This window comes from Lactococcus taiwanensis, from assembly GCF_017068355.1.
Lineage (GTDB): Bacteria > Bacillota > Bacilli > Lactobacillales > Streptococcaceae > Lactococcus > Lactococcus taiwanensis.
In genome coordinates this window covers 1,284,671-1,299,701 of record NZ_CP070872.1, presented here as the reverse complement: position 1 = coordinate 1,299,701, position 15,031 = coordinate 1,284,671, and the positions used below count along the sequence as shown (strand labels likewise).

The window sequence follows — 15,031 nt, the reverse complement described above, 5'->3', positions numbered from 1 at the left end:
GAAATTTAGATATATGCTCCTCTTTTTCTTAATGCTACTCCCCTCTTTTTTTATAGTTCAAGCAGAGCAAAAAGTTTACGCCTCTGTTCTGACGGGGAGCATTGACACGACAGGTTCAATAACTGGCCTCAGCGGAGCGACATACTATAATACTGCCAGCTGGCAAGATATGGTAGACACCTACAAGGGAGTTACCCCTACAGCAAGCTCTAATGGGACTGTGTTTTTCAATGTCACTGGTAACATTCCTGGTAATGCAGTAGTGAATACAGGAAATGTGGTCATAAGCGGGAAATCACTCTCGATCAACGGGAATAATTTTACCCTTTACCTGGACAATGATACAACTTACACAAACGCTCAGAGTATAGGAGGAAGTGATGGCACGGCCCGTGCGTTTGGATCTAATGGCACCATCTCTTCTTCAACAACATTAACATTAAAAAATGCTCAGATCATCAATAATATTACGAGTGGCATTTTTCAGATGAAAGGCTCTAATGCACAGGCTACCACAATCTATAACAATGTTACTGTAACTAATGGAGATAGCCTTTATGGAGCACAGCCAATAAGAAATGATACAGGAAAAATTTTATTTTATGGTAATAATACCTTTAACATCTTACAAAATCATGATATAAACGATGCGAGTAGTGCAGGTGCAGATAACCAAGGAGAATGGATACAAGGGGGAACCTATCTAGAGGTCGTCAATGGAACAACGACATTAAACCAAAGTTGGGGAAATGATCAACCTTTTTACATTTATTACCCGAATGGGGGTTCAACACTGCAAGTTGATGCTGGAGCATCAATGGTTTGGAATCTTAACAAAACTTATACCATGTACTATGATGATGGCGGACTTTTGTCAGGCGGGGCACTAAATTGGAATATTAATGGTAGTTTTTTGATTAACGGGACTACCAATACAGCTTCAACTTATTCAGGTGGATGGTTTATGTCACTTAATGTTCTTAATGCATGGAATGTGAACGTTGGACAAAATGCGACATTAAAGGTTACTACTGGTGGAGTGATGAGTTTAGGCGGGGTATCAGGTGTTGATGGATTTTTAGCTGGTCCAGTGAAGTGGAATTTTGGGCAGGGATCATCAATACTCTTCAATAACTTAAATACTAATCAAAGTGTTGCTACTTTGGCACCAGGTTTAGGGAGTGGGATTACAATGAATAATCCTAAAGTTGTTACATTCAACACCAGTGGTAATTCCGTGTTTTCTACGACTGTGCTCACTTTTCCAATCACTATTTCAGGAACAGGATTAAGAACACATTCCTCCTCAACTGCCTATCGCTTTGATAACACTTATGACTTAACTTCGCCAAATAAAACAAGTATTACCTCAAGCAGTGCGGACGTCTGGTATCGCTTAAACACAGGGACACTAACCACGTTTAACCCGACGTTGCAGGTAGCTAACCTTTCACCAAATAATTACGCTGCAGGTGACCTACAAGCTATCGCAGCGGGTAAATATATTTCTTGGTATCAACCAAATGGCCTTCAACTTCAAACTGCCCTTTCTAGTATGAGTCGCACGTTCAATATATCCCTTGACCCCAATGCGTCACAAGGGACACCCGTAGATGGCTCTTGGTCAAATCTCATTCCAGGAACAAGTCCGCAAACCTTAGTAGTTAGTGATGATCGGGGACAAAATCCCAATAGTCATGTGACATTAAAGCTTCTACAAAACAACTTCCCTAGTGGTTTGCAATATTACTGGATTGATCCTTCAACAAAAAATCCAACAGCTCTAACGGTTAATAGTGCGATTCAAATAGCCAGTCTCACCAGTGACAGCACTTTGCCATCTTGGATTAAGATGACAGGAGCTGGTAGTTGGTATACAATGACCTTTTCGACAGATACTGGTATAGCTGTGAAGGCAAACAACAGTTTGTTATCGCAAAATAATAGTCTCGGAGGAACATTTCAATATACGATGATTGATGGGCCTTCCTAAACGAGGGGTAAGAAATGAAAGGTGTAAAACAGTTTAAATGGTTGATAGCTTCACTCGTTTTCTTAGTCTTTTGTGGGATTAATAACCCCGTTCAAGCTTTAGAGGGCGACTTTAGTGTTGAAGCCATCACTGAAGCACATCAAAAGCAGAAAATTAATTCTTATTGGTGGTTACAGGTTGAGCCTAAAGAAAGAATTAATCTAGTACTGAAATTAACAAATGGCGCTGAAAAGAGTACTTTCTTGGTAACAAGTCATCAAGCCGCTACTAATAATAATTTCACCATAGATTATGGCTTATCCCAAAAGGAAGTGGCTGCATTACTCAGCCAAAATGACAATTCCTTTAACTTTTATCATGACCTTCATTTTGAAGGAGAAACCCAAGCAGGGAAGTTGAAAGTTTCCTTAGCACCGTACGAAAATAGAGACATAAAAATCAATTTTAATATCTCTAAAAACGGCCTCGCACATCAAGTCATTGGTGGGATAACTGTCACTCAGCAAGTAAATTCCAGCAATCAAGAAGGCATCCTCAATCAGTATTCTCATGCTGTGGCATTAGTTATGGAGCCGACGGCTATCAGTCCTCTCGTTCCTGTAAAAGAAACATTATTGGAAGATGAAAAGGGAGACCTTTTTCTTCGGGTAAACAATCCTAATGGGTCTCTCGTTGAAGGGGTTAAAATTCAGGCAACTTTAACGGACAAATATGAACAACATGTCGCTAAATTAGCGACCAATCAAAGTTCTCTCGTACCTTTTGCACAGGTGGAGCTGCCTTTTAGTATGAATGAACCACTAAAAAGAGGGCAGAACTATCATTTGGTCATATCAACTAATGGAAGAACAATAGAAGAAGATTGGGTGGTGGGAGAAGATGGAAAATTAAATGTCAACCATCAGCAGAAGATACAAAAAAAATCAGCCTTAGTAACAACCTCCCCAATTTTGTGGCTTGTTCTTTTCTTAATTTTAGGTGCTCTGATAAGGCTAAGGCATAAGAGTATAAAATAAAGAAGTCTGTTTGAAGTGGAGTAGAAAGGAGAAATTTGGAAGTAAAACTTATTACTCTTGTCAGTATAATAACCGTCCTGCATTCAGGTGTAGCTTTAGGACAAATGAATAGTGTCACTCAAACAAAAAGTAAAATTGGTTTTGTGGACAAAGCTCCACTAGAGAAGCCACCCGAAAATAAGGTAACTCTATCTGCTCAGCGAAATAGAGCTACACAGGGTGAGAATTTACCGATAGTAGGTGAGAAATCAAGCCAACTTTCATACGTTGGTATTCTACTCATTTTCGGAATTTTTATCACTGTCATATTAGCCCCAAAATATAAAAGAGAATGAGGTACATTCATGAACAAGATAAAATTAAATTTAACAGGCTTAACCCTTCTTAGCGTTGGGCTGTTGGTTACAGGAGGATCCCTTACTCAAGCAGCAACTGTGGGATCTACGACTAGTAACGCTAAAATAACTTTTAGAGCTAAAATAACGGCTACTCCCCCCGTCTCTCCAAATGATGGGAAAACCCCAATCACTCCAACAACACCAGGAGTCCCTAATACCTCTAATCCAGTACTTTCTGGTGATGGTTTAACCCTTGATTTTGTACCCGCACTTAACTTTGGGACGCATTATGTAGATGCCTCAAGTGCTCATACCTGGTCAGCTTGGGCAGCTGATGACGGGACAGGTAAAGCCATTCCCCAATTTATGCAAGTTTCAGATAACCGTGGAACTCCAAGTGGTCCATTAGGGTGGTCTGTTGCTTTAACTCAAACTGCGCAATTTGCGGGAGCTACTGCTGGAAATTTAACGAATGCTGTCCTAACTTTTAACGCAGATGGAACAAACAATGTAGTCAGTGCTTCAGCTAATAAGGCTACGTCCGCTACGAATACAGCACTTAACGCGCTTGTACCAGGGACAGCCATAACAATTTTTCAAGCGGATGCAGGTACTGGAACAGGGACCAATTTGTTAAACTTTGGAGCAAAAGACGGTTCGAGCCTTGTTAGTGATCCCGAGGCGTTAGATACTGCTAATACAACAGGCAAAGTCGATCCTAATATTACTTTAAATGTGCCTGCTGGCGCTGCAAAAGCAGATACTTATAGTGCCACCCTTAATTGGAACCTTTATAGCGCACCAGGTAATGCTTAAAAACTAAGGTTGTGAGTTGAGAACCTCTTTAAAAAGGAGGTTCTTTTTTAAAAGAAATTAGAGAGGGGAGCGTTATGAATAAGATAAAAGCGATTATTGCTATTATCATTGCCTTAGTCTTAGTAAGGGGGGGTGAGGTCCAGGCAAAAACAATGGATTATTCAGTGAATCCAATACTTCCAGAAAATCAAGTCAAGAAAGGCGTCAGCTATTTTGACTTACTTTTAGAACCGGATAAGCAACAGACTCTTGAGGTGGAGCTTGAGAATCTTACGGAAAAAAAGCAAACAATCAAAGTTTTAATTTCGAGTGCAGTGACAAATGCTTCGGGTGTAGTGGATTATTCCCCAACGAACTTACCACTAGATGCATCATTAAAATATAATATCAAAGATTACACACAAGCGCCAAAGGTTGTAAATTTAGCTGCTCATGAGCGACAAGTGGTAAAGATTAAAGTAAAAATGCCTCAAACACCTTTTGATGGTGTTATAGCAGGAGGCATAACTTTCCAACAAGAAGGACAAACCGAAGCTGACAATCAAGCAGCTGCAAAAGGGATTTCAGTAAAAAATACTTATTCTTATTCGATTGCTTTATTAATCCGTCAAAATGAAAAAGAGCTTCCAGCCCAACTTAAGCTGCACACCATAAAAGCGGGGCAGGTAAATGGGCGTAATGTAATCAATGTTAATCTTCAAAATCCAGAGATGGCCTATTTAAATACGGTAAATGTTGAGGCTACTGTTCGTGGTCTTACACACAAAGAAGTAGCGTATACGTATTCCAATCCAATGTTGCAAATGGCACCGAATACGAACTTTAATCTGCCTATTCCAACCAGCAATCAGAATGCGGCTACACGTGTCTCAGAACCTCTTCAGGCAGGTAAATATGAGCTGGAAATGGTAGTGAGTGCAAGAACAGATCCCAAAGGTGCTTATGAGGCAACCAGAAATGGGAAAAAGGAAAACTATAGATATCAATGGACTTTTAAAAAGACTTTTACTATTGCTCAGGGGGAGTCTGATAAATTGAATAAGAGTGATCCAACAATCAAAACGACTCATAAAAGTTGGATGTGGCAGGGCATACTCCTCGGACTTATTTTCCTCATGGCAGCAGTTTTGTTGCTTCTGATAAAGAAACGTCGCCAAACAAAGGCTCAAGAAATAGAAAATCAAAAATTGCGTGAAAAATTGACGAAGCAAGCACAGACAATTGAGGAACTAAATGCACAAAAGAAAGAAAAATAAGAACAAAATATTACCTAGATAGGCAAGGAGGAAAGATTTTGGTAAAATAGAATAAAAGCAGTTGTTTTTGAAAAGGGGAAAAATGATTATTTTATTTAATAAGCCTTATGATGTATTAACTAAATTCACTGATGAGATGGGCCGAAAGACACTAAAGGATTTTATCAAGATTCCTCATGTGTATGCAGCTGGGCGCTTAGATAAAGACAGTGAGGGTTTACTTTTACTGACGAATGATGGAAAATTGAATCATTTACTGACTGATCCAAAATCAAAAGCTTATAAAACGTATGTGGTACAGGTGGAAGGTGTCTTTGATGAGAAAGCAGCTAGTAAGTTGCGACAAGGGGTGCAATTGAAGGATGGGAAGGCTTTACCAGCAAAAGTTAAATTGATTGATGAGCCTGATTGGTTATGGGTGCGAAATCCCCCGATTCGAGAACGTCAATCAATCCCTACAAGTTGGGTGGAGATTTCTATTAAAGAGGGGAAAAATCGTCAGATTAGGCGAATGACAGCAGCAGTTGGATTTCCGACTTTACGTCTTATTCGGTGGTCAATTGGTCAGTATAGTTTAGGGACATTAAAAAGTGGTGAATATAAAATTATAAAAAAATAAAAGGAGTGCTTCAAGCATTCCTTTTTTATATTTTTTAAAAGCTTCTTCCGCCACCTGATCCTCCAGAGCTTCCGCCGCCATCAGAGGAAGGACGAGGGATGTGGCGCGTGGTGATAAAGGTATTAACCAAGCGATCTTCTCGTTCTGAGAGCTGGAGCTCTCCATTATGATTATAATCATAACGCCAGATTGCGTGGGCATCTTTCATTTGGTAACGGCGATAGATCATCCAGATAAAGAGAGCTGCGCTAAGCAAAGCAAAGAGAGCTGCGATAATGATGTAAAGTGGACGAAAACTGCGCTGGAAAGTAACCGCACCTGTTTGTTCATCAACAGTATAACGACGCGAAGTCGGAATACCTGCGCGATAGTATTGACTGACTTTGTCAAAGAATCCTGTTACTGCTCCACTGCTATCATTAGCAGATAAAGCGGGTTGAACAACATCAAGAGTATCCTCAATTCGACTGGCTGATAGATAATGCTTCATGTTCCCCGTTGCCCAGATGTAGACTTTCCGCAAGTTCATATTGATGACAAGAACTACTCCGTTTTTTCCTTCCCCTACTTGCTCTGCTAAATAGGAACGTGCCATAGAACTAGCAGAAGTAGTACTGTTTGACGTAAGGACATACACGCCAGCTTTGGTTTGATCAGCCAAAGCTTGAGCTTGCCCTTGCAAACTGGAAATTGTTGGACCCAAAATCTGAGCATTATCTTCGATCCCTGACGAAAAAGTTACTGCTTTTGTGGGCTGGGGAATGAATAAAAAGAATAGTCCAAATAGAATGAAACTAAAAAGTATAGATTTTTTTTTCATGAGACAAGGTACCCCACTAAGATTCCTAGGTTCAGTATGATGATAAAAAGCCCCAAGGCCCAGAGCCAAAGTTTCGTTTTATCAATTGGTAAGACACCGGCTACTTTACCTGTTTGGCCGTTCATGGCATAATAGTAAAATTTGTCTTTTCCGGGCTCACGGTAGGTCACTAACCAGAGTGGCAGAAGGACATAATCTTCGTCTAAAGTGGTCAGTTGATGACGACTTTGAACGCCACTGACCGAGCTATAACCTGTTATGGTCGCTGTCATGAGTCCGTCAGCGTACTGACGAAATTCTTTTTCAACCTCATTTTTCATTTCTTGAAATTCAATGTCACGCTTTTCAGTCATAAAACCAGAAAGGTATTGGTTTTTGAAAGGAACAGCAGCACTCATATCAAAAGGCTGAACAGCACCAACCATCTTATCTGTGAGGTTTTTTTGTAAAGCATTTTTGACCAGATCTTTGAAAGCAGTCGAGCCTGCCCGACGTATTGCATACTGAGAGTGCTCCGTATATTCGGTATCACCAACGATCCAAACACGCAGATTAGTTGCTTGAGCTGTCAAATCACCTGTGAGCTTTGCATCAACAGCCCAATAAGGAAAATAGACCCCTGATAATTTTTGAATTTGTTTTTTATCAAAGAAAGCTTTGGGAACAAATTTTTTCTTACCGACCCATTCTAGAAACCGTTCCTCCGCTTCTTTGTGTTCAATTTGAAAAGGGAGAACTTTCTCAGGCAAAAATTTTCCTGAAAGTCGTTCAGTCAAAACAACGGGATTATGACAATAATAACACCAAGTTGAGGCTGTTGTAGCCTCAGTCACTAACTCTGCTCCGCAAGAGGGGCAGAGAAATAATCCCACTTCTTCTAAAGAGTGTGAAGTGTCCTGTGGTTGGTCAGCTGATAGATCGGACGGATTAGAAGCTTCCAGGCTACTGACAGAGCTGTCAGTAAATGTGTCATCAGTAAAAGTAGCTTTATTTTGGTCTTCAAAAGTGGAGACCTCTTGCTCTGTGAAGCTAGAGCCACAGTACTCACAGTGAAATTTTTGAAGTTTAGGATCGAAAAGTAGTGGTCCCCCACAGTTGGGACATTTATGGGTAAAAACTGAGCTTTCGCTCATAATATTCTCCTTTTCACAAATGGAATGTCCTTTAAAACATGACGCTCCAAAAAAGATGCCGCTATGACAAGGGCAAGTCAAACGACATACTATTACATTTTGTTTAATCTGTCAGTGGCTTAGCAATGAAGGGTTGACCACATTCAGGACAAAATTTAGGAACCCCATTGGCCAAGTTTACCGCTGCTCCACAAGCATTACAAGCCATGTTTATTTCAGGCATGACTGGTGCAGCATTTGGTTTTGATTGCCCGCAATTTGAGCAGAATTTTCCTGTGTTTTTCGTGCCACATTCAGGACAAGTCCAGCTTTTAGTATCGGCTTGTTGTTCTTGTTGTGATTGCATTTGATTTTGATTGGCTTGTGAGAAACCTGCTAAATTTTGTCCACCCATATTCATGCCCATGAAGGCGTTCATGGCTCCTCCTGGGTTTGAACCGGCTGATTCCAGTCCTCGTGCAACTGCGCCTTGCACGTAACCTTCACGTACGGAAGGGTCTCCTAACATCGCGCCTTGATTGCGCATGTTGATGAGTTTTTGACTTTCGTCTGTATAAGATATGCTTGCGACAGCTACAGCGACGATTTCCATACCGCGCAATTGTTTCCAATCTTCATCTAGAACTGAGGCCATGTATTTACTCAATTCCATACTTTTAGAGGTGAGAAAAGATACGCGTTCACCTTGGGCTGAGTATTGGTTGATAGACGTGTTTAAGGCGGTTAAAAATTCGGCCAAATATTGTTCATTTATCTCTTGAATATCCACATGATCCGCATTTTTAGGGATGGCATTGGCATAAAAAGCTAAAGGATCTGTGATTTTGATAGAGTAAGTCCCATGAGTACGTAAGAACAATTCCGCGTTATAAAAATTATCAAAATACTGAAGGGGAGTAGGTGTTCCAAACTTGATGCCTTTAATTTCCTGTAAATTGATATAAAAAACTTGTTGCTTTTGTGGTGTTGTTCCACCAAATTTAAAGCGGAAGAAACTTTCTTGAATCGATTCACGAAGTCCGCCATTGAACATAGAAGGAGCCGTATCGTTCTTTACAGTGTAATAACCCGGTTCAGCGGTGTAGTCAATAATTTTACCACCGTCCACTAAAAGCATCATCATATTTTCATAAACGTGCACAACAGAACCATCTGTGATGACATCTTCTGTCCCTTTTTTATTGGAACCACGTTTGGCGTCTTTGCGCACCTTTACCCCCTTGGTAAAGACGGTTTGATCAGACATATCATCAGGTTCAATAACTTCTAGCCATTGGTCGGCAAGTGTTCCACCGACTGCGCTCGTTGCAGCTTTAATAATTCCCATATTTTTTAATGAGCAAATTCATCGGCGTTTTTTCTAGCTCCTCTTAAAAATAAGAAGCACTAAAAAAAGTTAGAATTTGCCTTCCTTTCTTGTTTTAAAATAGGATGCTATCCGTTTTCATTATAACAAATTTCACAGCTAAAACCTACTAAATCTTTGACAAGTTACTGAAAATCAGCCTAAAGTCGCAGGACAATAAGGTCAGCTGTTGACGAAAGAAAAAAATTTCGCTATAATATTTTAAAACCTTTAATTAAGTCCAGAGAGGCTTACAAGGAGACGGAAAATTAATTTGGAATAAGTTACCTAGCATCCGGCAAGTTTTAAGATTTTGTAAAAAAATCCTAGGCTTACTGACGGAGCTGTCAGTAACTTTCCACTTTCTCAGTACACTTGTAGGCGCTCTACAAGTGTTTTTTGATTTAATTAAATACTGAGGAGAAAAAGCATGTCTAAATTACAAGAGCTGATGACGGTGGTCAGTCAACGCGAGGTTGCCTGCAATATTTATGAATTAGTGGTAAAGGGCGATCTGGTACAGGAGATGAAGCTGCCTGGTCAGTTTTTACATCTTGCAGTGCCCCAATCTAGTATGCTTTTGCGACGCCCAATTTCAATTTCAAGTTGGGATAAGGCGACCAGTACTTGTAGCCTTCTTTACCGGATTGGAGATGAGACTACAGGGACTTACGCACTCTCAAAAATAACGCAGGGAGAGATGGTCGACGTCATGGGACCACTCGGTAATGGCTTTCCGATTTCAGAAATTACGCCAAAAGACCATGTATTGCTCGTGGGTGGAGGGATTGGTGTGCCTCCATTATACGAACTTGCCAAACAGTTGGAAGAAAAAGACTGTCAAATGACAGTATTACTAGGCTTTGCGACTGAGAAGGTAAAAATACTCGAAGCTCAATTTGCTCGCATCAATAACGTGACATTGCGCGTGGCGACCGATGATGGTTCTTATGGCTACAAAGGACATGTCGGAATGCTGATGGAAGAGCTTGCGCTTGAACCTACCGTCGTCTATACTTGTGGCGCACCGGGCATGCTTAAAGCTGTTGCTCGTAAATATGATCATATCGAGCGGCTTTATATTTCTATGGAGAGTCGGATGGCATGCGGGATTGGAGCATGTTATGCCTGTGTCGAACATGACCGAAAAGACCCAAATCATGCCCTAAAAGTTTGCGAAGACGGTCCAGTATTCTTAGGAAAACAGATCGCATTATAATTTTCGCTTTGGCTAAGGCTGTAAGTTACTGACAGCTTCGTCAGTAATCAATCCAACTTTTATAAAAAAGGAGCTCCTATGAATGACAATTCTCGTCTTGCGGTCCAACTTCCTGGACTTGACTTAAAAAATCCAATTATCCCTGCATCCGGTTGTTTTGGCTTTGGCGAAGAGTATGCCCAGTATTTTGATTTAAACACACTGGGCTCTATCATGGTTAAAGCAACAACGCTGGAGCCGCGCTTTGGTAATCCTACCCCACGTATTGCTGAGACAGCTAGTGGGATGCTCAACGCAATTGGCTTGCAAAATCCTGGGCTTGAAGTGGTGCTGGCTGAAAAATTACCTTGGCTCGCTAATCATTTTCCTGATCTTCCCATTATTGCAAACGTTGCGGGTTCAGAAGAAGAGGACTATGTGGCAGTTTGTGCAAGGATTGGGGAGGCGCCGAATGTAGCGGCAATCGAATTAAACATCTCTTGCCCCAATGTTAAACATGGTGGGCAAGCTTTTGGAACAAATCCTGAGGTGGCTGCACAACTTGTCAGAGCTTGCAAAGCTGTCAGTAAAGTTCCATTGTATGTTAAACTCTCCCCTAATGTGACGGACATTGTCCCTATTGCCAAGGCTGTAGAAGCAGCTGGTGCTGATGGTTTAACAATGATCAATACGCTTATGGGCGTAAGGTTTGATTTAGCAAGCCGTCAGCCAATTTTGGCGAATGTGACTGGGGGATTGTCAGGGCCAGCCATCAAACCTGTTGCGCTCAAACTTATTCATCAAGTGGCTCAAGCGGTCGATCTACCAATAATTGGAATGGGGGGAGTGATGTCTGCTCAGGATGTTTTAGAAATGTATCTTGCGGGTGCTTCAGCAGTCGCCGTCGGAACTGCAAATTTTGCCAACCCGAGAGTTTGTCCTGAAATTATTGAAAAATTACCTTCTTTGATGGATCGCTACGGGATAGAAAGCCTTACACAACTGATCCAAGAAGTAAAACAGATGAAAAACCCTCAAAAAATCTTGTAAAGTTGTCTCCAAATCCGTGGAACGCATTAAAAAATACTGACGACGCTGTCAGCAAAAATAGAAAGTGGAAAAATGCCAGAAAATAGACCTGTTATTGCCTTAGATTTTGCAGAATTCTCAGAAGTAAAAGATTTCCTTGAACAATTCGCACCCAATGAACACCTTTATATCAAATTAGGTATGGAACTCTTTTATACAGCTGGTCCTCAGGTTGTTTATTATGTAAAATCACTGGGACATCGTGTCTTTTTAGACCTAAAATTACATGATATTCCGAATACTGTAGAATCCTCCATGCGGGTGCTTGCCCGTTTGGGAGTGGACATGGTTAATGTCCATGCTGCTGGTGGGGTTGAGATGATGAAAGCTGCTCGTCGTGGTTTGGAGCTGGGCACCCCAGCGGGGCGTGAGCGTCCGCTATTGATTGCAGTTACCCAGCTGACCTCAACCTCTGAGGAAATTATGCAAGAAGATCAACAAATTATGACGAGTCTTGAAGCATCAGTTATTCATTATGCTCAAAAAACAGCCGAAGCAGGCTTAGATGGGGTGGTGTGTTCCGCACATGAAGTTGAAAAAATAAAAGCAGCAACTTCGCCTGATTTTATTTGTTTGACCCCAGGAATTCGACCTGTCGGTAGTAATAAAGGAGATCAAAAACGTGTCATGACTCCTCAACAAGCGCGAAAAATTGGTTCAGATTATATTGTTGTAGGACGTCCAATTACTCAAGCAGCTGATCCCGTAGCGGCTTATCACACGATAAAAGAAGAATGGAATCAATAAAAAGCTCACAATAGTGAGCTTTTTTTCTTAAATCCAAAGGAGGGATTATAAAGGATTTTTAGCTGGCGTTCCAGCTTTACGTGGATATTTTTTAGGCGTTTCTTTTTTCTTTTCGATGAGTGCAATATGACGTTCATCCCCATTTGGCAAGTGGTAAGCTATCTCTTGAATAAACTTTCCGCCTAAAAGGGCTATGGCTTTTTTTGCTTCAAGCAACTCCTCTTCAAATTGAGCGGCTTTTAAAGAAAGGAGACAGCCGTTTTTCTTCAAGAAAGGGATGGTTAACTCTGACAAAACAGAGAGGCGAGCGACAGCACGCGCCGTCACAATGTCAAAATTCCCACGATAGAGCACATTTTGGCCGAAATCTTCAGCACGTCCATGAAGCAAGTTGACGTTTTCAAGTTCCAACTCTTCTGTGAGTAGTTTCAAAAAGTTAATGCGTTTATTTAAAGAGTCAATAATAGTCACATTCAGAGAAGGGAAAAGAATTTTCATAGGGAGGCTTGGAAAACCAGCACCAGCACCAATATCTAGGATGCTGACAGGCTGGTCAGTAATTAAATCATATAAAACTGGAGCGACAGAATCATAGAAGTGTTTTAAATAAACTTCTGATTCTTCGGTAATCGCAGTCAAATTAATTTTTTCATTCCACTCGACTAAAAGTTCGAAATAACGTTTAAATTGCCATTTTTGTTGTTCTGAAATGATGAGATCAAATTCAGCAAGAGCTGCGTAAAATTCATCAGGGGTCATAAGGTACGCTCCAAGAGTTTTCTAGTAATTTCTGCAATGACTTTGCGATTTTCACCGCTTGGGAGTTTATCGATCTGGGTCAAAGCAGCAGTTGTGTAGGATTTTGCTAAAGCTTTTGTTTCTGACAAGGCGGAAGAGCTTTGAATAAATTCATAGACTTTGTCGTAGTCCTCTTTTTTTATCAAATCAGTCATCAAAGCTCTATTTTCTTGCAAAGCGAAAAGAACAGGAGCTGAATAAATACCTTGTTTGATGTCTTCGAGGACAGGTTTGCCCAATGTTTCTGCCGAAGCTGCATAATCCAAGTAGTCGTCCATAATTTGAAAGGCGATTCCAATGTTCATTCCAATTTTATAAGCACGATTGGCAAGCATATTATTTTTAGAAATTAAGGGCCCGACAGAAGCAGAGAGGGCAAAAAGTTCCCCTGTTTTGCCTGAAATATTTTCTATGTAATCATCCAGTGTTTGTTCCAAATCAAAATGTTTATTGAGTTGGCCTAACTCGCCACCTAAAAGTCGCTCGATTGAGCCGATATTTTTTGTCAAGTTAGATAACTCTAATGAATGCTCAGACATTAACTTAAAAACAGCGATAAAGAGGTAATCCCCCGCATAAACGGCGATTTCTGGCCCATATTTTGCAGAAAGTGTGGCAACCCCACGCCTTGTATCGGCACGATCAATCACGTCGTCATGAACCAAAGTGGCGGTATGTAACATTTCAATGCTGGCTGCTAGAGCCAATTTTTCTTTTTCAGAGAGTTCTGTAAAACCTGAAAATAAGAGCAAATAAGCAGGACGTAACATTTTGCCTCCCGCATCAAAAATATCAAAAATAGCTGATTTTATTGCTTCATTTTTGATGGTTACATGGCTTTTCATTAATTTTTGAACTTGTGTAAGTTGCTTACCAAGTGCGGGGTAAGCTTTCCAAAAGGTATTTTTTACGTCCATTGTTTACTTTCTTTGATAAATAATTCTTGAATAGGCTTCACACGCGTGATGAGTTGATTTCCTCCAATCCCTACCGCAAATCCTGCCAGCATTCCAAAGAAAGCAAGCCAAGGAAGATAGAGCATAACGGAAGGGGCTTTAGCTAAAAATGAGGCAACAGCTAATTGCCCAAAATTATGAAAGAAACCACCGACTACAGAAATTCCGATGAGAGAAACGAGCTTGGGTCCAAATTGTTTCATGGCATACATTGCAAGTAAGGATAAAATCCCCCCAGCAAAAGAATAGAGAAAAACGGAAAAACCCGTGAAAAGGGCAGTAAGAAGTAGCCTCAAAATTTGCATGGTCCATACTTTGCGCCAATTTAAGGTAAAAACAGCAATAATCATTACCAGGTTCGCCAAGCCAATCTTAGCACCAGGAGCAAAAGCAAAAAAAGGCGGTAAAGCACTTTCTACAATCCCCATCACCACAGCGGCTGCGGTTAATAAAGAGACATATACGTATTCTTTTACATTCATGCTGTATAATCCACCTGCTCGTTTGTCTCACCGCTGATAACCTTGATGACAAGATCATGAGGAAGGCAGACAATCGTTTCTCCGACTTTTGAAATATACCCTCGCTTCACATCAATTTGATCTTTGCAACTGGCTTCAATGACGGCAATTTCGCCATCTTTTACACGAATCTTATTGTAATCGCCGTCCTTATCTCGATAAGTCCAAGTTTGATTTTTTTTTAAATCAAAAGTGCGAATCACCTGCCCATGAACACGAAGTTGAGCCTCAGCCCCCCTTGATCCACTTGCAAAAAAATATAAGGTTGAAAAAGAAGCCAAAAATAACACGAAAATGATGACAAAATCTAAAGGTTTCGTTTTAATGTTTTTAAAATAAATAATCGTGTTTTTAAGGAATTTCATTATGCCTATTATAGCAAAACT

The 15,031-nt window shown here is 40.6% G+C and carries 16 protein-coding genes; 9 read left to right on the top strand and 7 right to left on the bottom strand.

Translation table 11 applies throughout. The features are described 5' to 3' along the window. Positions 1-13 precede the first annotated feature (13 nt). The 6 genes from JW886_RS06410 to JW886_RS06385 all read left to right on the top strand — a co-directional run bounded on the left by JW886_RS06410 (position 14) and on the right by JW886_RS06385 (position 6,038). Positions 14-1,993 carry a beta strand repeat-containing protein gene (locus tag JW886_RS06410; RefSeq protein WP_420844226.1) on the top strand — a complete coding sequence of 660 codons (1,980 nt, stop codon included), beginning with the start codon at positions 14-16 and terminating at the stop codon, positions 1,991-1,993. Between the two features lie 14 nt (positions 1,994-2,007). Beyond that, a complete protein-coding gene (locus JW886_RS06405; protein ID WP_205871605.1) occupies positions 2,008-3,009 on the top strand; it encodes a WxL protein peptidoglycan domain-containing protein in 1,002 nt (333 codons plus the stop codon). 35 nt (positions 3,010-3,044) lie between these two features. Continuing rightward, entirely contained in the window at positions 3,045-3,344 is a 300-nt protein-coding gene (locus JW886_RS06400) for a hypothetical protein (protein ID WP_205871604.1), read from the top strand. 9 nt (positions 3,345-3,353) lie between these two features. Then, complete coding sequence (locus tag JW886_RS06395; RefSeq protein WP_200407275.1) at positions 3,354-4,163, top strand: WxL domain-containing protein; 810 nt, start codon at positions 3,354-3,356, stop codon at positions 4,161-4,163. Between the two features lie 74 nt (positions 4,164-4,237). Then, positions 4,238-5,419: a WxLIP family cell surface protein gene (locus JW886_RS06390; RefSeq protein WP_205871603.1), complete on the top strand. Its 1,182-nt coding sequence runs from the start codon at positions 4,238-4,240 to the stop codon at positions 5,417-5,419. Positions 5,420-5,501: 82 nt separating this feature from the next. Then, on the top strand, positions 5,502-6,038 hold the full coding sequence (locus JW886_RS06385; RefSeq protein ID WP_205871602.1) for an rRNA large subunit pseudouridine synthase E: 537 nt from the start codon (positions 5,502-5,504) through the stop codon (positions 6,036-6,038). A gap of 34 nt (positions 6,039-6,072) precedes the next feature. Here the strand turns inward: JW886_RS06385 and JW886_RS06380 are convergent, their stop codons facing one another. From JW886_RS06380 to JW886_RS06370, 3 genes are all read right to left on the bottom strand, one after another. Next, positions 6,073-6,858: a TPM domain-containing protein gene (locus JW886_RS06380; protein ID WP_205871601.1), complete on the bottom strand. Its 786-nt coding sequence runs from the start codon at positions 6,856-6,858 to the stop codon at positions 6,073-6,075. Next, the gene (locus tag JW886_RS06375; RefSeq protein ID WP_205871600.1) at positions 6,855-7,991 is read right to left on the bottom strand and encodes a TFIIB-type zinc ribbon-containing protein; all 1,137 of its coding nucleotides are present in this window, start codon (positions 7,989-7,991) and stop codon (positions 6,855-6,857) included. Before JW886_RS06375 ends, JW886_RS06380 begins: the two co-directional genes overlap by 4 nt. Before the next feature lie 103 nt (positions 7,992-8,094). Next, positions 8,095-9,318: an SPFH domain-containing protein gene (locus JW886_RS06370; protein WP_205871599.1), complete on the bottom strand. Its 1,224-nt coding sequence runs from the start codon at positions 9,316-9,318 to the stop codon at positions 8,095-8,097. A gap of 448 nt (positions 9,319-9,766) precedes the next feature. Here JW886_RS06370 and JW886_RS06365 point away from each other — a divergent pair, with 448 nt between their 5' ends. From JW886_RS06365 to pyrF, 3 genes are all read left to right on the top strand, one after another. After that, positions 9,767-10,555, top strand: a complete 789-nt coding sequence (locus tag JW886_RS06365) for a dihydroorotate dehydrogenase electron transfer subunit (RefSeq protein WP_205871598.1) — start codon at positions 9,767-9,769, stop codon at positions 10,553-10,555. Positions 10,556-10,633: 78 nt separating this feature from the next. After that, a complete protein-coding gene (locus JW886_RS06360) occupies positions 10,634-11,584 on the top strand; it encodes a dihydroorotate dehydrogenase (RefSeq protein WP_075525740.1) in 951 nt (316 codons plus the stop codon). 72 nt (positions 11,585-11,656) lie between these two features. Then, positions 11,657-12,370 carry an orotidine-5'-phosphate decarboxylase gene (pyrF, locus tag JW886_RS06355; RefSeq protein WP_075525739.1) on the top strand — a complete coding sequence of 238 codons (714 nt, stop codon included), beginning with the start codon at positions 11,657-11,659 and terminating at the stop codon, positions 12,368-12,370. 45 nt (positions 12,371-12,415) lie between these two features. Here pyrF and rsmG read toward each other — a convergent pair whose 3' ends face one another. The 4 genes from rsmG to JW886_RS06335 are packed head-to-tail and all read right to left on the bottom strand — an operon-like array spanning position 12,416 to position 15,010. Continuing rightward, a complete protein-coding gene (gene rsmG, locus JW886_RS06350; protein ID WP_205871597.1) occupies positions 12,416-13,129 on the bottom strand; it encodes a 16S rRNA (guanine(527)-N(7))-methyltransferase RsmG in 714 nt (237 codons plus the stop codon). Then, the gene (locus JW886_RS06345) at positions 13,126-14,085 is read right to left on the bottom strand and encodes a polyprenyl synthetase family protein (RefSeq protein WP_075525737.1); all 960 of its coding nucleotides are present in this window, start codon (positions 14,083-14,085) and stop codon (positions 13,126-13,128) included. The genes rsmG and JW886_RS06345 overlap by 4 nt, the downstream gene beginning before the upstream one ends. Beyond that, on the bottom strand, positions 14,076-14,606 hold the full coding sequence (locus JW886_RS06340) for a Gx transporter family protein (protein WP_200407286.1): 531 nt from the start codon (positions 14,604-14,606) through the stop codon (positions 14,076-14,078). Before JW886_RS06340 ends, JW886_RS06345 begins: the two co-directional genes overlap by 10 nt. After that, entirely contained in the window at positions 14,603-15,010 is a 408-nt protein-coding gene (locus JW886_RS06335) for a NusG domain II-containing protein (RefSeq protein WP_075525735.1), read from the bottom strand. The genes JW886_RS06340 and JW886_RS06335 overlap by 4 nt, the downstream gene beginning before the upstream one ends. Positions 15,011-15,031 lie beyond the last annotated feature (21 nt).